At 69.7% G+C, this 20,011-nt stretch carries 19 protein-coding genes, 2 tRNA genes and 1 other RNA gene; 7 read left to right on the top strand and 15 right to left on the bottom strand.

Translation table 11 applies throughout. From position 1 onward, the window contains the following. Positions 1-13: 13 nt before the first annotated feature. Both rnpB and D4739_RS16055 read right to left on the bottom strand, forming a co-directional pair. Positions 14-395, bottom strand: an RNA gene (rnpB, locus tag D4739_RS16050) — RNase P RNA component class A. 44 nt (positions 396-439) lie between these two features. After that, the gene (locus D4739_RS16055; RefSeq protein ID WP_120061965.1) at positions 440-1,882 is read right to left on the bottom strand and encodes an RNB domain-containing ribonuclease; all 1,443 of its coding nucleotides are present in this window, start codon (positions 1,880-1,882) and stop codon (positions 440-442) included. 101 nt (positions 1,883-1,983) lie between these two features. Here D4739_RS16055 and D4739_RS16060 point away from each other — a divergent pair, with 101 nt between their 5' ends. Continuing rightward, positions 1,984-2,799, top strand: coding sequence for a YaaA family protein (locus D4739_RS16060; protein WP_120061539.1), 816 nt, complete (start codon positions 1,984-1,986; stop codon positions 2,797-2,799). Positions 2,800-2,802: 3 nt separating this feature from the next. Here D4739_RS16060 and D4739_RS16065 read toward each other — a convergent pair whose 3' ends face one another. From D4739_RS16065 to D4739_RS16105, 9 genes are all read right to left on the bottom strand, one after another. Beyond that, positions 2,803-3,549 (bottom strand): histidine phosphatase family protein, encoded by a 747-nt coding sequence (locus D4739_RS16065; protein WP_182920508.1) that lies wholly within the window; start codon positions 3,547-3,549, stop codon positions 2,803-2,805. Next, positions 3,546-4,259 carry a zinc ribbon domain-containing protein gene (locus tag D4739_RS16070; RefSeq protein ID WP_238473681.1) on the bottom strand — a complete coding sequence of 238 codons (714 nt, stop codon included), beginning with the start codon at positions 4,257-4,259 and terminating at the stop codon, positions 3,546-3,548. The genes D4739_RS16065 and D4739_RS16070 overlap by 4 nt, the downstream gene beginning before the upstream one ends. 72 nt (positions 4,260-4,331) lie before the next feature. Beyond that, positions 4,332-5,453, bottom strand: coding sequence for a Nif3-like dinuclear metal center hexameric protein (locus D4739_RS16075; protein ID WP_120061967.1), 1,122 nt, complete (start codon positions 5,451-5,453; stop codon positions 4,332-4,334). A 10-nt stretch (positions 5,454-5,463) separates the two neighbouring features. Next, a complete protein-coding gene (locus D4739_RS16080; RefSeq protein ID WP_182920450.1) occupies positions 5,464-6,204 on the bottom strand; it encodes a CHAD domain-containing protein in 741 nt (246 codons plus the stop codon). 41 nt (positions 6,205-6,245) lie between these two features. Beyond that, positions 6,246-7,778, bottom strand: coding sequence for an AMP-binding protein (locus D4739_RS16085; RefSeq protein ID WP_120061542.1), 1,533 nt, complete (start codon positions 7,776-7,778; stop codon positions 6,246-6,248). 22 nt (positions 7,779-7,800) lie between these two features. Further along, a tRNA-Val gene (locus D4739_RS16090) sits at positions 7,801-7,875 on the bottom strand. 190 nt (positions 7,876-8,065) lie between these two features. Continuing rightward, positions 8,066-8,524: a peroxiredoxin gene (locus D4739_RS16095; protein ID WP_120061543.1), complete on the bottom strand. Its 459-nt coding sequence runs from the start codon at positions 8,522-8,524 to the stop codon at positions 8,066-8,068. Further along, positions 8,521-10,110: an AMP-binding protein gene (locus tag D4739_RS16100; protein ID WP_120061544.1), complete on the bottom strand. Its 1,590-nt coding sequence runs from the start codon at positions 10,108-10,110 to the stop codon at positions 8,521-8,523. Before D4739_RS16100 ends, D4739_RS16095 begins: the two co-directional genes overlap by 4 nt. Before the next feature lie 83 nt (positions 10,111-10,193). After that, on the bottom strand, positions 10,194-10,658 hold the full coding sequence (locus tag D4739_RS16105; RefSeq protein WP_120061545.1) for a DUF3052 domain-containing protein: 465 nt from the start codon (positions 10,656-10,658) through the stop codon (positions 10,194-10,196). Positions 10,659-10,806: 148 nt separating this feature from the next. On the opposite strand from D4739_RS16105, the gene aceE reads away from it, so the two are divergent. Continuing rightward, positions 10,807-13,611, top strand: a complete 2,805-nt coding sequence (gene aceE, locus D4739_RS16110; RefSeq protein ID WP_238473683.1) for a pyruvate dehydrogenase (acetyl-transferring), homodimeric type — start codon at positions 10,807-10,809, stop codon at positions 13,609-13,611. A 20-nt stretch (positions 13,612-13,631) separates the two neighbouring features. Here aceE and D4739_RS16115 read toward each other — a convergent pair whose 3' ends face one another. Beyond that, the gene (locus D4739_RS16115; RefSeq protein ID WP_120061547.1) at positions 13,632-14,606 is read right to left on the bottom strand and encodes an alpha/beta fold hydrolase; all 975 of its coding nucleotides are present in this window, start codon (positions 14,604-14,606) and stop codon (positions 13,632-13,634) included. A gap of 107 nt (positions 14,607-14,713) precedes the next feature. Here D4739_RS16115 and D4739_RS16120 point away from each other — a divergent pair, with 107 nt between their 5' ends. Beyond that, complete coding sequence (locus tag D4739_RS16120; protein ID WP_120061548.1) at positions 14,714-14,965, top strand: acyl carrier protein; 252 nt, start codon at positions 14,714-14,716, stop codon at positions 14,963-14,965. Between the two features lie 34 nt (positions 14,966-14,999). Further along, positions 15,000-15,878, top strand: a complete 879-nt coding sequence (locus D4739_RS16125; RefSeq protein WP_182920451.1) for a crotonase/enoyl-CoA hydratase family protein — start codon at positions 15,000-15,002, stop codon at positions 15,876-15,878. A 3-nt stretch (positions 15,879-15,881) separates the two neighbouring features. On the opposite strand, the gene D4739_RS16130 is transcribed toward D4739_RS16125, so the two are convergent. Then, positions 15,882-16,391 (bottom strand): DUF3145 domain-containing protein, encoded by a 510-nt coding sequence (locus D4739_RS16130; RefSeq protein WP_120061549.1) that lies wholly within the window; start codon positions 16,389-16,391, stop codon positions 15,882-15,884. Positions 16,392-16,538: 147 nt separating this feature from the next. Next, positions 16,539-17,369: a PP2C family protein-serine/threonine phosphatase gene (locus D4739_RS16135; RefSeq protein WP_182920452.1), complete on the bottom strand. Its 831-nt coding sequence runs from the start codon at positions 17,367-17,369 to the stop codon at positions 16,539-16,541. Between the two features lie 85 nt (positions 17,370-17,454). On the opposite strand from D4739_RS16135, the gene D4739_RS16985 reads away from it, so the two are divergent. The 3 genes from D4739_RS16985 (at position 17,455) to D4739_RS16150 (ending at position 19,757) form a co-directional block, all read left to right on the top strand. Beyond that, positions 17,455-17,997 (top strand): hypothetical protein, encoded by a 543-nt coding sequence (locus tag D4739_RS16985; protein ID WP_182920453.1) that lies wholly within the window; start codon positions 17,455-17,457, stop codon positions 17,995-17,997. 116 nt (positions 17,998-18,113) lie between these two features. Beyond that, positions 18,114-18,938 (top strand): pseudouridine synthase, encoded by an 825-nt coding sequence (locus D4739_RS16145; protein WP_120061552.1) that lies wholly within the window; start codon positions 18,114-18,116, stop codon positions 18,936-18,938. Positions 18,939-18,956: 18 nt separating this feature from the next. After that, on the top strand, positions 18,957-19,757 hold the full coding sequence (locus tag D4739_RS16150) for a class I SAM-dependent methyltransferase (RefSeq protein ID WP_120061553.1): 801 nt from the start codon (positions 18,957-18,959) through the stop codon (positions 19,755-19,757). A 16-nt stretch (positions 19,758-19,773) separates the two neighbouring features. Here the strand turns inward: D4739_RS16150 and D4739_RS16155 are convergent. Next, positions 19,774-19,847, bottom strand: a tRNA-Ile gene (locus D4739_RS16155). Between the last annotated feature and the right edge of the window lie 164 nt (positions 19,848-20,011).

Below are 20,011 nucleotides of genomic sequence, written 5' to 3' on the forward strand. Positions count from 1 at the left end.
TCCGGCCTGTGTGCGGAGGGGCTGGCTCATAGGCCGGGTTTTGTTCCCCGGTCGGCCTCACGACCGACCGGCTGGCGACCATCCATCTAGGACGACCGTTGCCGGCCGCCTCAAGCGATCTACCCGCACGCTCGGGCGAGCAGCCCTCAGGCACGTGCTGTTCGATCTTGCTCCGGGTGGGGTTTACCTAGCTACGCCGGTCACCCGGCGTACTGGTGGTCTCTTGCACCACCGTTTCACCCTTACCTCCCGGTTGCCCGGAAGGCGGTCTGTTCTCTGTGGCACTGTCCCGCGGGTTGCCCCGGGTCGCTGTTGGCGACCACCCTGCTCTGTGGAGCCCGGACCTTCCTCGGCCGCATCCCGAAGGACACGAACGCGGTCGCCCGGCCAGCCCCTCCGCATCCGCGAGTGTAGGCCACGGCGTGTCGGGCCGCCCATCTCACAGTGTGAAGGCGACCCGCCGCTGGGCGGTGTCTGCTGTCGCCAGCCTGACCGTCACAGCCTGGCCCAGCGGAATCGGCCCGGCAGAGTCGAGGTCTGCCTCCACCGCGGGATCGGCAAGGGTGACGCGGCCGCGGGTCGGCTTGCGGTCGTCCACGTCGACGACGACCGCGTCGAAGGACTGCCCGACACAGGGAGCGAGGACGCCCGCCTCGACCAGGTCGACGATGGCGTTCTCATAGCCGTGTGCCTTGCGCGACGACTCCCGCATCGTGTCCGGCACGACGGAGAGCTTCTCGAGCGCCCAGGCCGGGACGTCGGTGCCAGCGCAGAAGGCGATGCAGCACTCGAGGGCGTAGCGGTCGACCAGCCGGCGCAGCGGCGCAGTCACGTGGGCATATTCGGCGGCGATCGCGCTGTGCCGCGGCTGCTCGGGCGCGGCGCCCTGGAACCCGGCGTACCCGGATCCGCGCAGCAGTCGGGTGCAGGAGACCGCCATGGCGGCATGCGACGGCTGGGTCGGGTCGAGCGAGCGGACGAAGGTGGGGTAGTCCATCCCGGCCGGCCAGTCGACCTTCAGCGCAGCAGCAGTACGCCGCAGCCGGGCGACGTCGCGCGGGTCGGCGGGAGGCAGCGTGCGCAGGATGCCCGCGCCGCCCTTGAGCATGATCTGGGCCGCGGCCATGCCGGTGAGCAGCGAGATCTGGGCGTTCCACTGCTCGACGGGCGCCTGGGCGCGGAACTCGAGGCGCCAGGTGTCGCCGTCGACGTCGATCTCCTGCTCCGGGATCGGCAGGGACACGCCACCGCGGGCCGCCTCGAGCGCGATCCTCAACTGGCCGATCTCCTTGAGCACGACGAAGACCTCGTCGGCCGAGCCGGAGTCGAGCTGCTCCTGCACCTCGTCGTACGCGTGGCGGGAGCGGGACTTCACCAGGGCTCGCTCGACCTTCGCGTCGGTCTGCTCACCGCGCACGTCGAGCGTGATGGTCCACAGCAGCGCGGGGCGGACCTGGTCGGGCAGCAGAGAACCCGCCGCCTCGGAGATGGCCTTGGGGTGCAACGGGATCTTGGAGTCCGCGCCGTAGAGCGTCTCGCCGCGCCTGTTGGCCTCGACGTCGACGGGGTCACCGGCCGTGATGAACGCAGCCAGGTCCGCGATCGCGTAGTGGACCGTGAACCCGTCGCCGGTGCGCTCCACGTGGAGGGCCTGGTCGAGGTCCATCGAACCCTCCGGGTCGATCGTCACGAACGGGACGTCGGTGCGATCCAGCTCGGGCAGGCGCGGCGCCGCGGCGGCCGCAACGGCGGCGGCCTCCACCTCCGGCGGGAACTCCGGGCTCACCTGGAGCTCGGTCTGGATCGCTGCAATCCCGTCGCGAAGCGTCGTTGCAGCAACACCATCGGACAACCTGCGGACCCGGACCACACGCTTCGCCATGCCGGTCACCCTAACCAGAGGTGAACTCAGGGGGCGAGATCACACCCCTCCGGTGACCCCGGTTACGGCGTTCCACGACGCCCACCCCCTAGCATTCGTCCGTGCTGATCCTGTTGCCGCCCAGCGAGGGCAAGTCCGCCCCGCGCCGTGGCCCGGCACTCGACCTCACCGCGCTCGGCTCCCCCGCTCTCACCGACGCGCGCACCCAGGTCCTCGCCGCGCTGGTCGACCTGTGCCGTGTCGATGCCGATCCCGACGTGCCGATGCAGAACGCGCTCCTGCTCGAGCGGGCCGCCGCAACCCTCGGCCTCGGCAGCAGCCAGAGCGAGCTCGTGCACCTCAACGCCGCGCTGCGCACCAGCGCGACCACGCGCGCGGACAAGATCTACACCGGCGTGCTCTACGACGCGCTCGGCTTCGCCACTCTCTCTGCCGCCGCGAAGCGACGGGCCAACACCCGGGTGGCCGTTGCGAGCAGCCTGTTCGGCCTGGTGCGGCCCAACGACGCCATCCCGGCGTACCGGCTCTCCGGCGACGTCACGATCCCCGGCCTCGGTCCGGTCGCGGGCGTGTGGCGCGAGGCGCTCGAGCCCGCGGTCCGCGAGGCGCTCGGCAACGGCCTGCTGGTCGATCTCCGGTCGACGATGTACGCCGCGTTCTGGCGTCCGCCTGCGGACCTCGCCGACCGCGTGGCGACCGTGCGCGTCCTCCACGAGCACAACGGCACCCGCAAGGTGGTCAGTCACTTCAACAAGGCCACCAAGGGGCGCATCGTGCGTGCGGTGCTCGAGCACGGCGGGAACCCGCGCACCCCCGACGGGTTCGCGGACCTGCTGGTCGAGCTGGGCTGGGACGTCGAGGTTCATCAGCCCACCCGCAAGGGCACCCAGCTCGACGTGGTCGTCAGTGAGATCTGAGCGTCAGAGCGGGAATGCCGTCGCGCTCGGGGTGGCGTTGAAGGTCCGCATGGACGCCATGCGCTCGTCACCGTTCTCGCCACCGACGAAGTAGGACAGCACGGTGACCGACGCCGGAGTGAGCTCGAGCCGGTAGAGGCTGGTCAACGGCGCCTCGAGCGCGTGCGCGACCAGCGTCTTGATCGGGGTCACGTGGCTGACCAGCGCGACCGTCTTGCCCGCGTAGGTGGTCAGGACCCGGTCCAGGCCCTCGAGGACACGCTTCTCCACCGAGCGGAACGACTCTCCGCCACCCGGCGCGTGGTCCATCGAGCCGAACCAGGTCTGCAGCTCCTCGGGGAAGACCTCGGAGACCTCGACGAAGGTCATGCCGTCCCAGGTGCCGAACTCCATCTCGGCGAACCCGTCGTCGATCAGCACCTCGTGCTTGCCGAGTCCGGCCGCGACGATCTCCGCCGACTCACGGGTGCGGCGCACCGGTGAGGCCAGCACGACGTCGATCTGGTCCGCGACCGGGGCCAGCCACTCTGCGGTGGCCTGCACCTGCGAGCGGCCGGTGTCGTTGAGCCCCGGGTTGGCCGACAGCAGTCCCCCGGAGAAGCGCCGCTCGGTCGTGTGGTCGGTCTCGCCGTGGCGGATCAGGACCAGCCGGGTCGGCGGCTGACCGGGAAAGCTCCAGCCCCGGGCCGGAGCAGCCTTGGTGCCGTCCGCTCCCGCGGAGCCGTCCGAGCCGTCGAGCCCCGCGGTCACGCCAGACCCGACTCCGGAGTGCGCACCAGGATCCGGTCGCACTCCTCGCAACGGATGACCTCGTCCGCAGGCTTCTTCGCGATGTCGGCCATCTCGAGCGCGTTCAGTGTCAGCCGGCAGCCGCCGCACTCACGCGCGCGCAGCTCGGCCGCGCCGATGACCTGCTTGGCGCGGATCCGCTCGTAGAGCGCGAGCAGGTCGGCCGGCAGGTCGCTGGTCGCCCAGGTGCGGTCACCACTGGCCGCGGCGAGCTCCTTCTCGAGCGAGGCGGCCTTCTCGGCGCGCGCTGCTTCGAGCGGCTCACGCTTGTCGTTGGCCTCATCGACGGCGGCCGTCGCGAAGCCGAGCTCCATCTGGGCGGCCTCGAGCCGCTCCATGACCTCGAGCTCCTCGTCCTCCAGGTTGCTGATCCGGCGCTCCAGGGACTCCAGCTCGTGCACCATGCGCTCGAGGTCCTTGGGGTTCGTGATCAGGCCCTGGTCCATGCGGCTGCGATCCCGCTCGCGACGGGTCTTGACCGCCTCGACGTCGTTGTCGGCCCGCTTCTGCTCCTTGTTCAGGTCGTCGACCAGGATCCGTGCGTCACGGACCCGGTCGACCAGAGCCGTGCGGCCCGCGTCGAGGGCGGCGAGCTCGGCGGCCTCCGGGATCGTGGCGAGCTGGTGCGTCAGCTGGTTGATCCGCGCGTCGATCGCGGCGAGATCGAGCAACTTGAGCTGGGCGTTCGGGTCGGCTTTCAGCGGAGGCTCCTGGCTAGGGCTGTTCAGGTGTCGTGAGAGAGGTCAGATGCGGTCGGTCCACGGGTCGGTGTTCACCGTGCTGACGCGGGTCTCCAAAGTATCGCCCACGGCAGCAACGAGCCGCGCCTCGACCACCGGAAGCCACGTCCACTCCGCCGCCCAGTGCGCCACGTCGAGCAGCGCGGGACCGCCCTGCTCCACGAATTCGGCCGCACGGTGGTGCCGCAGGTCCGAGGTCACGTAGACATCCACGTCGCTGCCGGCGAGACGATCGAGCAGGAAGTCGCCGGCTCCGCCGCACACCGCCACGCGGCGTACCTCGCGGTCCAGATCGCCTGCGATGCGTACGCCGTGGGCCGTCGCCGGCAGTGCGGCGGCGACCGCCTCGGCGAACGCGGTGAGCGTGGTCGGCTCGACCAGACCACGGCGGCCGGTGCCGGTGGTGGTGAGCCCCGGGTCGGCGAGCTCGACCAGGTCATGGGCCGGCTCCTCGTAGGGATGGGCCGCCTTCATCGCGCTCACGACAGCCGTGCGCAACCGTCGCGGGAGCACCATCTCCAGGCGCTCCTCGGCGACGACCTCGATCGTGCCGATGGTGCCGATCGCGGGGTCGGCTCCTTCGAGGGGCCGGAAACGGGCCTCTCCGGGCGCCTGGAACGAGCAGTGGTCGTAGTGACCGATCGCGCCTGCGCCGGCATCCGCCATCGCGGCACGGACCGGCGCGGCCGCGTCTGCGGGGACGAAGACCACCAGCTTGTCGAGCGGCTCCATCGGGGCCGGGATCAACGGCTCGAGGTCGCTCAGTCCGAGCGCTGTGGCCATCGCTTCCGACACCCCACCGACGGCCTGGTCGGCGTTCGTGTGGGCGGTCAGGAGCGCGCAACCGGCCTTGGCGAGGATCGAGAGCGTGCGGCCCTTGGGGGTGGTCGCTGCAACGCTGGTGACCGGCGACAGGAAGAGCGGGTGGTGCACGACCAGGAGGTCGGCCCCCCATTCGGCAGCCTCTCGCGCGACCGCCTCGGACGGGTCGACGGCGAAGAGGACCTTCCGCACCTCGTCCGCAGGGTCGCCGAGGACGAGGCCGACCGCGTCCCATGACTCGGCCGTCGAGGGCGGGTACCAGGTGTGCAGCAGCTGGACGACATCTCCGAGGGGCAGACTCATGGCGCCCACCCTAGGGAATGCGCTGCTCGAGAACTGCCGCTGCACCCACCTCGAGGCGCACGACGAGGGCGCGTGCGTCATCACGCAGCTCGTCCGGGACCGGTGCCGAGGCCAGCCACGCACGAGCGACGACGAGGTCGCGGTGGTCGCCGAGGATGCCCTGGATCCGTTCGAAGCGTGCAGCGGTCTGCGCGTCTCCCACCAGCTCCGCGGAGTAGCGAGCCCGCTTCGCGGACTTGCGGGCGTCGTGCAGGAGCTCGGGGTCGTCACCGGCCCGTCGCAACCGCCGCAGCGCACGCTTGCCGGCACGCTTCGCCTGGTGCTCGAGCTCAGCATGATCGAGCGGCCGGACCACGTCCAGGGCCGCCGAGTAGAGGACCTGCAGCTCACCCGGCGTCACGTCGGCGAGTGCCGCCTGGACGTGCCGCCAGGCACCTGCCAGGTCCTCGTCGAGCTGCTCGCCGATCCACGCGGCCAGCGCACCCTCCGCACGCTCCTCGAGGACCTCCTGCAGCACCTCGAGGTCGCGGACCTCCCCCAGGCGCTGGGCGTGCGCTCGCAGCGCTGCGTCCAGCGCGTCTCGCTGCTGGTCCGGGACGGCCGCCGGGAACGTTCGCAGCGTGCTGCGGCTGCGGCGTACGGCCACGCGGCTCGGGTGCACCCCTGCACGATCACCGACCGTGAGGAGCTCCTCACCAGAGATGAGAGCGCGCTGCTGCGCGGCAAGGTAGGTCTGGACCGGGTCCGTCACGCGGCCAGTCTCGCAGCCTCGCGACCGATCGCAACGGATCGTCAGTGAACGCCGCGCTGCTGACCGTCCCAGTAGGGCTCGCGCAGCTTGAACTTCTGCAGCTTGCCGGTCGCCGTGCGGGCCAGCAGCGCGCGGACCTCGACGGAGGTGGGTGCCTTGTAGCCAGCCAGTCGCTCCTTGCACCAGGCGATCAGCTCGGCCTCGGTCACCGAGCCTCGCGGTGCCAGCACGACGAGCGCCTTGATGGTCTCGCCCCACTTCTCACTCGGTACGCCGATCACGGCGACCTCGGCGACTGCCGGGTGTGAGAAGAGGCAGTCCTCGACCTCGATCGAGGACACGTTCTCGCCACCGGTGATGATGACGTCCTTCTTGCGGTCGCTGATCGCGAGGTAGCCCTCGCCGTCGATCGCGCCGCCGTCACCGGTGTGGAACCAGCCGCCCTCGAGTGCCGCTGCGCTCTCGTCGGGCTGCTCCCAGTAGCCCGCGAGCACGTGGTTGCCGCGGGCCAGGATCTCTCCCTCCGCATCGGTCCGGACGCGGATGCCGAGCGCCGGAGCGCCCGCGCGGACCAGCTTGCCGGCGCGTTCCTCCGGGGTGAGGTCGTCCCACTCGGAGCGGGTGCGGTTCACCGTCAGCAGCGGCGAGGTCTCGGTCAGGCCGTAGATCTGGATGAACTCCCAGCCCAGCTCGGTCTCCACCCGCGCAACGGTGCGGGTCGGGGGCGGAGCACCCGCCACCACCACCCGGACCCGGTCGCGCCCGGGCACCTCGCCCTCCCAGTCCGGGAGCGCGTCGAGCACCGCGTTGATGACCGCCGGGGCGGCACACATCAGGGTCACTCCGTGGCGCTCGATCCTGCGCAGGATCTCGGTTCCGTCGACCTTGCGCAGCACGACCTGCGGGACCCCGAGACCCGTGGTCACGAACGGCATCGTCCAGCCGTTGGCATGGAACATCGGCAGCGTGTGGAGGTAGACGTCGCGGTCGCTCACGCCCATGTGCAGGCCGGAGATGACCGTGTTGGTCCAGATGTTGCGGTGGGTGATCTGCACGCCCTTGGGGCGCGCGGTCGTGCCCGAGGTGTAGTTGATCGTCGCCGTGGCGTCCTCGTCCGGCTCCCACGGGGCCGGCTCGCTGCCGGGCGCGGCGTACAGGTCGTCGTCGTTGCCGAGCAGGAAGCGGTGCTCGCACTTCACCCCCGCGAGCGCGTCCTCGAGCTCGGGGTCGACGTAGAGCACCCGCGCACCGGAGTGCTCCACGATGTAGGCGACCTCGTCAGCGCTGAGCCGGAAGTTGACCGGGACGAGGACCCGGCCCCAGCCGGAGACCCCGAAGAACGAGGTGAGCAGGCGGGCGCTGTTCTGGGAGACCACGGCGACGCGGTCTCCGGGCGCGATGCCCAGTGCGTCGAGGCGAGCGGCCTGCCGGCGGGCCAGCGCCGCCACCTCACGCCAGGTGAGGTCGGGCAGCGGACGGGCCGGCTGGTCGGGCTCGTCGTGGAGGGCAACCCGGTCGCCGTAGACGCTCTCGGCGCGGTCGAGGAAGTCACGGACGCTGAACGGAACGATCATGGTCCGACTCTGCCACGAAGGCTGGTGGGCGCGGAGGGGTTCGAACCCCCGACCGTCCGGGTGTAAACCGGAAGCTCTACCGCTGAGCTACACGCCCTTGCTCGGCGGATCACACTACGCGAGCGCTTCTGGCGATCGGAAACCACGTCCGAAACCGGACCCGCTGAAATGAGTTGCGACCGCCAGAGTCTCGGGTCTCCGGCGGTCGCAACACCAGAATTCTCCGACACCCGGGGACTCCCTGTCCCGGAAATCGACGAATTCTGTGGAAAGCGGCGAAACCCGGTCTAGGCCAGGGCCCTGAGCTGGGCCAGGTGCTCGTCAAGATCGCGTGCATCGTGGCGCTCGTTGTGGATGCTCCAGCGCACGATTCCGTCGCGATCGATGACGAACGACGACCGGTGCGGCGCGCCACGGCGCTCGTCGAAGACGCCGTACGACGAGGTGACGGCGCCGTGTGGCCAGTAGTCCGAGAGCAGCGGGAAGTTGAGGCCGTCGTGGTCCGCGAAGGCACGCAGCGCGTACGTCGGGTCGCACGAGATCGCGAGCAGCTCGCTGTCGAAGGTCAGGAACTCGTCGAGCCGGTCGCGCACTCCCCCGAGCTCGCCGGTGCAGACCCCGGAGAACGCGAACGGGTAGAAGAACAACAGGACGTTCTTCTTGCCGCGGAACGAGCTGAGGCTCACGTCCTGGGCGAACTGGTCGCGCAGGACGAAGTCCGGAGCGACCTGACCAACCTCGATCACTCGACCGTCCAGGTCACCAGTTCGCGCTTGAGGATCTTGCCGGTCGCGTTGCGCGGCAGCTCGGGCACGAAGATGATCTCGCGGGGCACCTTGAAGCGGGCCAGGTTGGCCTTCACCCAGTCCTTGAGCTCGTCCTCGGTGATCTCGGTGGAGACGACCACGAACCCGCGGAGACGCTTGCCGAAGTCGGCGTCCTCGACGCCCACACAGGCTGCCTCGACAACCGCTTCGTGGCGGACGAGGCAGTCCTCGACCTCCTGCGGGAAGAGGTTCTCGCCGCCGGAGACGATCATGTCGTCGTCACGGCCCTCGACGAAGAGGCGGCCCTCGCTGTCGAAGCGACCCACGTCGCCCGACGACATCAGGCCGTCGATGACGGCCTTGCCGCCACCGCCGGTGTAGCCCTCGAAGAGGATGCTGTTGCCGACGAAGATCCGGCCGGAGTCGAGCGGCCCGACCAGCTTGTCGTCCGCGTCGTACAGGCGGACGACCGCGCCGAGCGGCGGCTTGCCGGCGGTGCCGGGAGCCGAGCGCATGTCGTCAGGCGTCGCGATGGACGCGTAGGCGACCTCGGTCGAGCCGTAGACGTTGTAGAGGTTCTCGCCGAAGGCATCCATCCACTGCTGGGCGAGGTCGCCCGGCAGGGCCGAGCCGGACGACGCGACGACCTTGAGGCCGCTGACGTCGTACTTCGCGCGGATCTCCACCGGAAGCTGCAGCACACGCTGCAGGAAGACCGGGATGACCACGGCGCCTTCGCAGCGCTGCTCGTCGATGATCCGGAGGAACTCCTCCGGCTCGAAGCGGCGGGTGACCACGATCGTGGTCTCCAGCAACATGCCGAGCAGCCAGTGCGCGAGGCCCCACGTGTGGAACAGCGGCGCGGCGACGTGGATGCGCTGGCCGCGCTTCATCGGGATGCGCGAGAGGAGCGCGGCCGCGGCGTCGATGCCGGCCTCGCTGCGCGGCGCACCCTTGGGCGTGCCCGTGGTGCCCGAGGTCAGGATGATGATCCGGCCCATCTTGGCGGGCGCCTTGACCGGCTTGGTCGAGCCCGAGGCGATCAGGCTCTCGATGTCGGGGATGCCCTCGGTGTCGGAGTCCTTCCACGCCACGATCCGCTTCACGTCGCCGAGGGCGGAGAGCAGCTGGGTGAACTCCTGGTCGTAGATGACGACGGTCGGCTTCTCCCGCTCGACCACCTCGACCAGCTGGGGGCCGGCGAAGGCGGTGTTGAGGTAGAGCATGTCCGCCCCGACCTTGGCGGCAGCGAGGGACGCGTCGACGAAGCCTCGGTGGTTGCGACACATGATCGCGACACCGTCACCGGCGCCGACCCCGAGCTCGGCGAGCGCGTGGGCCAGGGCGTTGGAACGCTGGTCGAGCTGCTGGAACGTGAGCTCGCCGAGCTCATCGATCAGACCGATCTTGCGCGGAGCACGCAGCGCGAGCGCGGTGAAACCACCGGCGGGGCCGATGCCGAAGTCCAGGACGGTCTTCAGCGACTTCACCGCGGCCAGTGGGCCGATCGGACGAACCATGCCCGAGCGGGCGAGGACCCGGAGGACCTGGGGGGCGTTCTGCACCTGCGTTGCTCCTACTCAGCGTGCTGGGCTAGCTGGGCGTCCTCCGCCGCAGGACCGACAGCAGCCGGCACGGAGGGGACGGCTCAGCGTACGACGGTCTTCGGGGCGACCAGCCGGGTGGCCACCCAGTCCTTGCTCACCGCTGCCGTGGTCGTCTGCGACAGGCCTGCCACCGGAGCGGCTTCGGCGATGTCAGCAGGGTCAACGGCACCGGGACGGCCGACCTTGGGGGTGAGCAGCCAGATGGCGCCGCCGCCCACGAGATCGGTCAGTGAGTCGACGAGGGCATCGACGAGGTCACCGTCGTCCTCACGCCACCAGAGGAGGACAGCGTCCACGACATTGCCGTAGTCGGCGTCCACGAGGTCGGCGTCGAGCGCATCCTCGATCGCGATCCTGAGCTGGTCGTCAGTGTCGTCGTCCCACCCGAGCTCCTGGATAACCATGCCCGGAACGAAACCCAGCCGGCCCGCGGGGCCTGCGGTCTGGGTGGTGTCCCCACCCGTGGTCGAACTCAACTGACGCCTCCAGATCTCTGTGCCGTTCATCGGGGTGCTCGCGCACGAACGTAGGGACAGTCCACCGGAGAACCGCCCCGTGACGCAAGCCTCGCCACATGCGTACCACCGAGTGAACGTATCCGCACTGTTCGTTTGTTACTCGCGCGTCGCCTCCAGCGGTGCCACGATGAACATCGTGACCAACGACACCCCGACGCCTGGGCAGGCAACTCCTCGTGTGATCCATGAGGGACTCCCCACCCAGCTCCCCGACATCGACCCTGACGAGACCCGGGACTGGATCGAGTCGTTCGACTCGATGCTCAGCGAACGGGGGCGCGAACGCGCCCGCTACGTCATGCTGCGTCTGCTCGAACGAGCGCGGGAGAAGCAGGTCGGGGTGCCAGCGCTGCGGAGCACCGACTACATCAACACCATCCCGCCGGAGCGCGAGCCCTACTTCCCCGGCGACGAGCACATCGAGCGCCGCATCCGCGCCTTCATCCGGTGGAACGCCGCGGTCATGGTCTCCGACGCGAACCGCCCCGGCCTCGGCGTCGGCGGCCACATCGCGACGTACCAGTCGAGCGCCAGCCTCTACGAGGTTGGCTTCAACCACTTCTTCCGCGGCAAGGAGCACCCGGGCGGCGGCGACCAGATCTTCATCCAGGGCCACGCCTCCCCCGGCATCTACGCCCGCGCGTTCCTCGAAGGCCGGCTCAGCCCGCAGCAGCTCTACCGCTTCCGCCAGGAGGTCCAGCACGGCGTCGGCGCCGGGCTGTCGTCGTACCCGCACCCCCGGCTCATGCCGGACTTCTGGGAGTTCCCCACGGTGTCGATGGGCCTGACCGGCATCAACTCGATCTACCAGGCGCGGTTCAACCGCTACCTCGACAACCGTGGCATCAAGGACACCTCCGACCAGAAGGTCTGGGCCTTCCTCGGCGACGGAGAGATGGGCGAGCCCGAGTCGCTCGGCGCGATCCGCATCGCCGCCCGCGAGGAGCTCGACAACCTGGTCTGGGTGGTCAACTGCAACCTGCAGCAGCTCGACGGCCCGGTCACCGGCAACGGCAAGATCATCCAGGAGCTCGAGGCCAACTTCCGCGGCGCCGGCTGGAACGTCATCAAGGTGATCTGGGGTCGCGAGTGGGACGACCTGCTCGCGCGCGACGTCGACAGCGTGCTGGTCAACAAGATGAACTCCACCCCCGACGGCGCGTTCCAGACCTTCTCGGTCGAGAACGGCGCCTACAACCGTGAGCACTTCTTCGGCCCGGACCCGCGCCTGCGCGCCATGGTCGAGCACCTGACCGACGAGCAGATCGAGAAGCTCCCGCGCGGTGGTCACGACTATCGCAAGGTGTACGCCGCGTTCGACGCCGCGACCAAGACCGTCGGCCAGCCGACCGTGATCCTCGCCCACACCATCAAGGGCTGGACCATCGACTCGCTCGAGGGCAAGAACGCCACCCACCAGATGAAGAAGCTGTCCCAGGACAGCCTCAAGCAGTTCCGCGACCGGCTCTACCTGCCAATCTCCGACAAGGAGCTCGACAGCTTCTACGACGCGACCGGCACGGCACCGTTCTTCCACCCGGGCCAGGACTCCCCCGAGATCCAGTACATGCTCGAGCGCCGCGCGACGCTGGGTGGCCCGCTGCCCAGCCGGGTCGACCGCGCCAAGCCGCTCAAGCTGCCCGGCGACGCGGTCTACGCCGGCCTGAAGAAGGGCGCCGGCAAGAACAAGATGGCGACCACGATGGCCGCCGTCCGACTGCTCAAGGAGTGGATGCGCGACCCGGAGATCGGCAACCGTCTCGTCCCGATCGCCCCCGACGAGTACCGCACGTTCGGCATGGACGCGTTCTTCCCGAGCGCCAAGGTCTACGACCCGGCCGGCCAGACCTACACCCCGGTCGACCGCGACATGCTGCTCGCCTACAAGACCTCACCGTCCGGCCAGATGCTCCACGAGGGCATCTCCGAGGCGGGCGCGATGGGTTCGGCGATCGCTGCCGGCTCGGCGTACTCCACGCACGGCGAGCACATGATCCCGTTCTACATCTTCTACTCGATGTTCGGCTTCCAGCGCACCGGTGACTCGATCTGGGCCATGGCCGACCAGCTGGCCCGGGGCTTCCTGATCGGCGCCACTGCGGGCCGCACCACGCTGACCGGCGAGGGCCTGCAGCACGCCGACGGCCACTCCCCGCTGCTCGCGGCGACCAACCCGGCGGTCGTGCACTACGACCCCGCGTTCGGCTACGAGGTCGGCCACATCATGCGCTCGGGCCTCGAGCGGATGTACGGCGCGGGCAGCGACGGAATGGGCCCCGAGAACGTCATCTTCTACATCACCGTCTACAACGAGCCGGTCGACCAGCCGGCCGAGCCGGAGGACGTCGACGTCGACGGCATCCTGCGAGGCATCCACAAGGTCTCGACCGGCTCCACCGCAGCCGGGGCCCACTCCGACGGTGACGCACCGCGAGTCCAACTGCTCGCCTCCGGCGTCGGCTACCCGTGGATCGCCGAGGCCGCCCAGATCCTTGCCGACGACTGGGGCGTCGTGGCCGACACCTGGTCGGTCACCTCGTGGAACGAGCTGGCACGCGATGCGATCGCGGCCGAGGAGTGGAACCTGCTCAACTCCGACCAGCCCGCCCGCACGGCGTACGTCGCGGACAAGCTGGCCGGCGCGAAGGGTCCGTTCGTGGCGGTCTCCGACTACATGAGCGCCGTGCCGCTGCAGATCGCGCGCTGGGTCCCCGGTGACTACCGCGTGCTCGGTGCGGACGGGTTCGGCTTCGCAGACACCCGGGCCGCTGCCCGGCGGTTCTTCCACATCGACGCGGCCGCGGTCGTCGTGCAGGCGCTGCAGGGCCTTGCCGATGCCGGCCAGCTGCCTCGGGAGGCCGTGGCCCAGGCTGCCGCGAGGTATCAGATCGACGACCCGACCGCAGTCGGTGGACTCGCACAGGAGGGCGCCGACGCCTGACGGCGGCGCTCAGGACCAGCTCAGCGGACGAGGGCGGCGGGCACCGGGTCAACCGGGGCGTCGCCGCCCTCGGCCGTCGGGATGTCCACCAGCGAGCCGCGGCGCAGCAGCTCGGCGACCGTCTCGCGGGAGTAGTCCGAGGGCTCGGTCTCGGTCATGAACCGGTCGACGAACGCGACGAACTCCTCGGGGTGGTCCTTGTGCGGGAAGTGGCCCGCGTCCTCGAAGAGCTCCGTGATCGCGCCGGGAGCGAGCGTGCGGGCGATCTCCAGGTGCCGCGCGGGAAGCACCTGGTCGTCCTCGCCCCACAGCACGGCCAGCGGCAAGGCCTCCGTGAGGTAGGCGCGGTCCGACATGGTGACGATCTGGCCGCGCCAGTCGATCACCGCGCGCACGAGGTGGCGGATCGCGAAGCGCGTGCGGCGGTCTGCCCAGCTGTCGACGATGTCAGCGACCTCGTCGAGGTCGCGGGTGTGCTTCGGCCACAGTCCGGTGCTGGCCCGCATCACCCCGGTGACGGCGTGCCGGATGCCGGGACGGGTGATCAGGCGCATGGCGGGCTCCCAACCGAAGCCCTGGATCGCCTTGATCAGCGGGGTCACCTCGGCGCCGAGACCACCCGCGGAGACCAGCATGAGCCGCTCGGTGCGCTCGGGGAACTGGTAGGAGAACTGCATCGCCACACCACCCCCGAAGGAGTGGCCGACGACCGTGGCGCGATCGATGTCGAGCACCGTCAGCAGGTCGCGCATGCCGTTGGCATAGCCGCCAAGGGTGTAGTCCGCCCGCGGCTTGGCTGACTGGCCGTGGCCGAGCAGGTCAGGGGCGATCACGGTGTAGCGCTTGGCCAGCTCGGCGATCACCGGCGACCAGGTCGTGTGGTCGCACGCGAGACCGTGGAGCAGCAGGATGACGGGGCCGGAGCCGACCTTGACGAAGGCTCGCCTGTGCCCGTGGAGCGTGACGTACTGGATGTCGAACTGCGGTGCGCGCATGGAAACCGCTCCTTGCCTCCGATGCCGCACACCCTGGGCAGGTGGTCAGCGTGGACAGTGCGAGGATCCAACCATACGGCCCCGCACTCCCGACAGCAGGAGCAAAGATGAGCAACATCACCGACGGCGAGATCCTCCCGGCGCTCGCCGAGATCGTGCACCAGGTGGTCGGCGTACCCGTTGAGCAGGTGGTCCCCGACGCGTCGTTCACCGACGACCTCACCGTCGATTCCCTGTCCCTGTTGGAGATCGCGGTCGGTATCGAGGAGAAGTTCGGCCTTCGCGTGCCGGACGACCAGGTCGCCGGTCTGCTCCGGGTGTCGGATGCCGTGGAGTTCATCCGCTCCGCCCTCGTCTGACCGGCGGCCGGACCGGTCTGGCATCCTGCGGGGCATGACCACCTACGAGACCCTGTCGTACGACGTCGCCGACGGCATTCTCACGCTGCTGCTGAACCGCCCGGACGCGCTCAACTCGTTCACGCTGACGATGGCCGACGAGCTCGAGCACGCGTTCCGACGCGCCAGCGAGGACGACGACGTCGCCGCGATCGTGGTGACCGGCGCCGGCCGTGCGTTCTGTGCCGGCATGGACCTCACCCGCGAGGGCAACGTCTTCGGTCTCGACGAGGCCCAGGACCCGACCAACGAGGACATGCGGTCGCGCCTCGACGACCCGTCCGTCGCGGTCGGCGTGCGCGACACCGGCGGTCGCGTCACGCTCGCCATCTACGACTGCAAGAAGCCGGTCATCGCGGCCGTCAACGGAGCAGCCGTCGGCATCGGCGCCACGATGATCTGCGCGATGGACGTGCGCCTGGCGTCCGAGAAGGCGCGCATCGGCTTCGTGTTCGGCAAGATCGGGATCACGCCCGAGGCCTGCTCCTCATGGTTCCTGCCACGCATCGTCGGCGTCTCGCGCGCCCTCGAGATGCTCTACTCCGCCGAGATCATGACTGCCGAGGAGACCCAGGAGGTGGGACTCGTGCGGTCGGTGCACGCGCCCGACGACCTGCTCCCCGCGGCGTACGAGCTGGCGCGGAAGTTCACCCGGAACCGCTCCCGCGTCGCCACCGCGCTCACACGGCAGCTGATCTACCGGAACATGGCCGCCGACCACCCGATGGTCGCGCACCAGTCCGACTCGCTGGCGATCTTCTACGCGAGCCGCGAGGACGGCAAGGAGGGCGTGAAGTCGTTCCTCGAGAAGCGTGATCCCGAGTTCACCGGCAAGGCCTCACAGATGCCGGCGTTCTACCCCTGGTGGGACTGACGCTCAGACGACCTGGTGCAGCCAGCGCACCGGTGCGCCGTCGCCTGCGTGGCGGAACGTCTCGAGCTCGTCGTCCCACGGCTTGCCGAGGAGCTTGTCGATCTCGATCAGCATCGTGGTGTCGCCGAGCGCAGCCTTGACGACGGCAGCCTTGAGCCGGTCCTCGGGGATCATGATGTCGCCGTGGACGCCGGTGACGGCGTGGAAGACACCGAGCTCGGGCGTGTAGGAGTAGCGGGCACCCTCGGTGCCGGCAGTGGGCTCCTCGGTGATCTCGAAACGCAGGTGGTTCCACCCGCGGAGAGCCGAGGCAACAGCCGCGGCGGAGCCGACGGATCCGGACCACGAGAGCTCGGCCCGGTAGGTGCCGCTCTGGGCAGCCTGCGGGATCCACTCCAGGCTGACGGGCACGCCAAGGACGCCGCCGACGGCCCACTCGACGTGCGGGCACAGCGCGGACGGCGCAGAGTGCACGTAGAGAACGCCCCTCGTGGCAGTGCGGTTGCTGGTCACTGTGACCCTCCTTCATCTCCGGCGTCGAGATACGCCTTCCCCAGCGATCGACAAGGAGATGAGAATGGAAGTGACATGTGTGTAATTGTGTAGCCATTGTGACTGATGTTGTCTCGCGACACCAGCCTTCCACGCAAGAACGTTCGATCAGTACGTCGTGAGGCGGGTCGCGCCGAGGACGTTGCTGTCATCCAGGAGCGATCCGAACCGCTCGCCCGCAGGCGCCTTTCCCCGACCGGCCGCGGACTCGCGGTCCTCAGGAAGGTCGAGCACGTCGACCACGAGACAGGTCACGTTGTCACTCGCGCCCGCAAGCCAGGCCTCCTGGACCAGTCCCTGCGCGGCGCGGCCCGGGGCGATGCCGCCCGCCAGGTCGGCGATCCGGTCGTCGTCGAGGTGGTCGCTCATCCCGTCGCTGCACAGGATCAGGCGATCGCCAGCGACGAGGGTGAGCTCACTGAACTCAGGATGCTCGTCGTCGGCCACCACGCCGGCGTGGAGCGAGCGGGTCACGACGTGGCGCCACGGGTGGGAGGCCACACGCGAGGGCTCGAGGTAGCCGTCGTCCACGAGTCGCTGGACATAGGTGTGGTCGCGGGTCAGCCGGGTCAGCCCCCCGGATCGCAGCAGGTAGGCACGCGAGTCGCCGACATGGACCAGCGCTGCCCGAGCACCGTCGAGCGCGATCCCGGTGAGCGTCGTCGCGAAACCGAGCAGGTCGACGTCGACGGCGCTGGCGCGACGCATCAGGTCCACCGCACGGCGTACGCCGGCGTCAAGGGCAAGCATCGGGTCGGTGCCGCGGCCGGTGCTGCGGGACACGACGTACGCCGTGGTCGCGGACGCGATCTCTCCCGCAGCCGCACCGCCGACCCCGTCTGCCACCAGGGCCAGCCAGGGTCCGAGGAACGCAGCGTCCTCGTTGAGCTCGCGCACGGGACCACCGTCGCTCACTCCCGCACCGTCGAAGCGCAGCATCGCGTCCCTCCTCCTCGCGATCCCCCACCGGCGAGTCAACCTCAACTCTCCTCCCCCGGACAAGTTCGGTCGTAGCCTGTGCTCCGTGTCCCACCTCTCCTCGCCCCCACCGCTCGAGCCGTCGGACGGGCAGACCGGCGGCGCTTTCGGCGGCGATCGCCAGCCGTTGCCCCGCTGGTGGTGGATCCCGGTCCTGGTGATCGCGGTGCTGGTCGTCGGCTGGTGGATGAAGCACCCCGCCGACCTCGATCCAGGCGACACGGTCTCGGGCCCCACCCGGGTCGACGAGGCGGTGTACGTCGGCATCGAGGCGCCGGCGGCACGCACGCTGCACATCCGTTCGGTGAAGGTCGACTGGCACGGCAAGCCACAGGGAGCATCCTGGGATGCCTATGTGTGCAAGGGCGGAGCGCTCGGCTTCACCCCCGATCCCGACCCGTTCTGCACGAGCGTGAAGCCCGCCGAGGGTGCAACGCTCGACACGGACACGGACCAGCTCGTCATCGCGCTTGCCTCGTCCCGCGCGCAGACCCTGACCGTCGACGACATCCAGGTCACGTTCCGCGAGGGCATCCAGTGGGGCACCGAGCCGATCGGCCCGAGGATCACGGTCACCGTCGCGGAGTGACCACGAGCCCCGCCTAGCATTCAGCCGTGCCTCCCCCATCGCCCTTGCCGCTTCGCCACGGGCTGCAACCCGCCTGGGTGCGTACGCCGAACCGCGAGGTCGGCACGTGGGGCTCGATGCGGGAGTGGCTGCGCCACAAGCTGGCGGATCGGGTCGACGTGGATCGGCTGCTGGCAGACGAGCGGTTCGTGTACGCCGATGCGCGCCCCGTCGGCGGCGACGACGACTACGCGCCGTACACGTTCATCTGGTTCCACCGTGACCTCCGCGACGAGCCGGAGGTGCCCGGCCAGGTGGTCGTGCTCCACCGCGACGAGAGGATCGTCGTCGTCGACAAACCGCCCTTCCTGTCGTCGATCCCGCGCGGCAACCACGTGCTGCAGAGCGTCGTCGTCCGGATGCGCGAGCAGCTGGCCCTCCCGGAGCTCAGCCCCGCCCACCGGCTCGACCGGATCACGTCCGGGGTCCTCGTGCTCACCACGGAGCAACGCTGGCGTGCGGCGTACCAAGGGATCTTCGCCGACGGCACGGCACACAAGACCTACCGCGCCCTGGCTCCGTGGCGCGCTGATCTCCAGCTCCCGTTGACGATCCGCAACCACATCCAGAACCCGCGCGGAAGCTTCCAGGTCGAGATCGTCCCGGACGCACCGGTCAACGCCGAGACCCGGATCGAGCTCGCCGAGCAGCAGGGCGAGTCGGCTGTCTATCGGCTCCTGCCGCGGACCGGCCGGACGCATCAGCTGCGGAAGCACCTGCACGACCTGGGCATCCCGATCATCAACGACCCCATCTATCCGGACGTCCTCGACACCTCGATCGACGACTTCTCCCACCCGTTGCAGCTGCTGGCGGACGAGCTCTCGTTCATCGATCCGGTCGATGGCCGCCCCCGGCATTTCGCGAGCGCGCGCGAGCTTCCGCTGACAGCGGAGGCCTGAGCGCCCTACCGTCGAAGGATGGACGAGAACGCCGCTGAGTTCGTCGGGGAGATCCCCCACTTCTACGACACCGGGCTCGGCCCGGTGATCTTCAGCCACTACGCGACGGTGATGGGAGCTCGTGCCGCGGCCCTCGCGCCGCACGACGTGCTGGAGACGGCCGCGGGCACCGGGATCGTGAGCGCCGAGCTGCGTGAGCAGCTGCCCGAGGCGGCGCTGGTCATCACCGACCTGAACGGGCCGATGCTCGAGATCGCGCGCTCGCGCCTCGACGGGACGGCGCTGGTGGAGACTGCCGACGCCCAGTCGCTGCAGTACGCCGACGAGTCGTTCGACGTCGTCGTCTGCCAGTTCGGGCTGATGTTCCTGCCCGACCTCAAGGCGGGCTTCCGCGAGGCCGCGCGAGTGCTGCGCCCCGGAGGGACCTTCCTCTTCAGCGTCTGGGACAGCCACGCCCACAACCCGTTCGCGGCACTCGCCGACGGCGTCCTGAGCGCGACCTTCGCCGAGAAGCCACCGCCGTTCTACCGGGTGCCGTTCTCGATGTCCGCTGTCGACCCGCTGCGCGAGCTCGCGCAGGCCGCCGGGTTCGGGGCGATCACGATCGAGGTGCTCCCGCACGCCACGCCCGTCGCGAGCTGGGAGGACTTCGCCGCCGGCCTGGTCCGCGGCAACCCGGTCGTGGACCAGATCCGCGCCCGCGGTGCCGACCCCCTCGACGTCGAGGCGACCGTGCGCAGCCTGCTGGAGCAGGAGTTCGGTCCGGTGCCGACGACCATGCCGATCCAGACGGTCCTGTACGCCGCCACGCTGGCCTGATGCGGGCCAGCCACCGTGGGGCAGGTCGGACTTGAACCGACGCGTGGGAGGTTATGAGTCTCCTGCTCTGACCAACTGAGCTACTGCCCCTCGGCCCAGACATTAGCGGGCCGGAGCATCGTCGCTGGCGCCGGATCGGGCGAAGCCACGAGCGCGTGCCGGGGCGAACGATAAAGGTGTCCGCCTGGCGGCTGGCACGCCCCATGTTGGTGCCAGGCGAGGGACGGCGGACACCGTGCGTGCGATCCGGGGAG

It is taken from the genome of Nocardioides cavernaquae (genome assembly GCF_003600895.1).
GTDB lineage: Bacteria > Actinomycetota > Actinomycetes > Propionibacteriales > Nocardioidaceae > Nocardioides > Nocardioides cavernaquae.

Excerpts from the sequence above, each read along its gene's own strand:
- D4739_RS16055 (WP_120061965.1), bottom strand. The coding sequence starts at position 1,882 with ATGGCGAAGCGTGTGGTCCGGGTCCGCAGGTTGTCCGATGGTGTTGCT.
- D4739_RS16075 (WP_120061967.1), bottom strand. The coding sequence starts at position 5,453 with ATGAGTCTGCCCCTCGGAGATGTCGTCCAGCTGCTGCACACCTGGTAC.
- D4739_RS16085 (WP_120061542.1), bottom strand. The coding sequence starts at position 7,778 with ATGATCGTTCCGTTCAGCGTCCGTGACTTCCTCGACCGCGCCGAGAGC.
- D4739_RS16105 (WP_120061545.1), bottom strand. The coding sequence starts at position 10,658 with ATGAACGGCACAGAGATCTGGAGGCGTCAGTTGAGTTCGACCACGGGT.
- D4739_RS16115 (WP_120061547.1), bottom strand. The coding sequence starts at position 14,606 with ATGCGCGCACCGCAGTTCGACATCCAGTACGTCACGCTCCACGGGCAC.
- D4739_RS16120 (WP_120061548.1), top strand. The coding sequence starts at position 14,714 with ATGAGCAACATCACCGACGGCGAGATCCTCCCGGCGCTCGCCGAGATC.
- D4739_RS16125 (WP_182920451.1), top strand. The coding sequence starts at position 15,000 with ATGACCACCTACGAGACCCTGTCGTACGACGTCGCCGACGGCATTCTC.
- D4739_RS16135 (WP_182920452.1), bottom strand. The coding sequence starts at position 17,369 with ATGCTGCGCTTCGACGGTGCGGGAGTGAGCGACGGTGGTCCCGTGCGC.
- D4739_RS16145 (WP_120061552.1), top strand. The coding sequence starts at position 18,114 with ATGCGGGAGTGGCTGCGCCACAAGCTGGCGGATCGGGTCGACGTGGAT.
- D4739_RS16150 (WP_120061553.1), top strand. The coding sequence starts at position 18,957 with ATGGACGAGAACGCCGCTGAGTTCGTCGGGGAGATCCCCCACTTCTAC.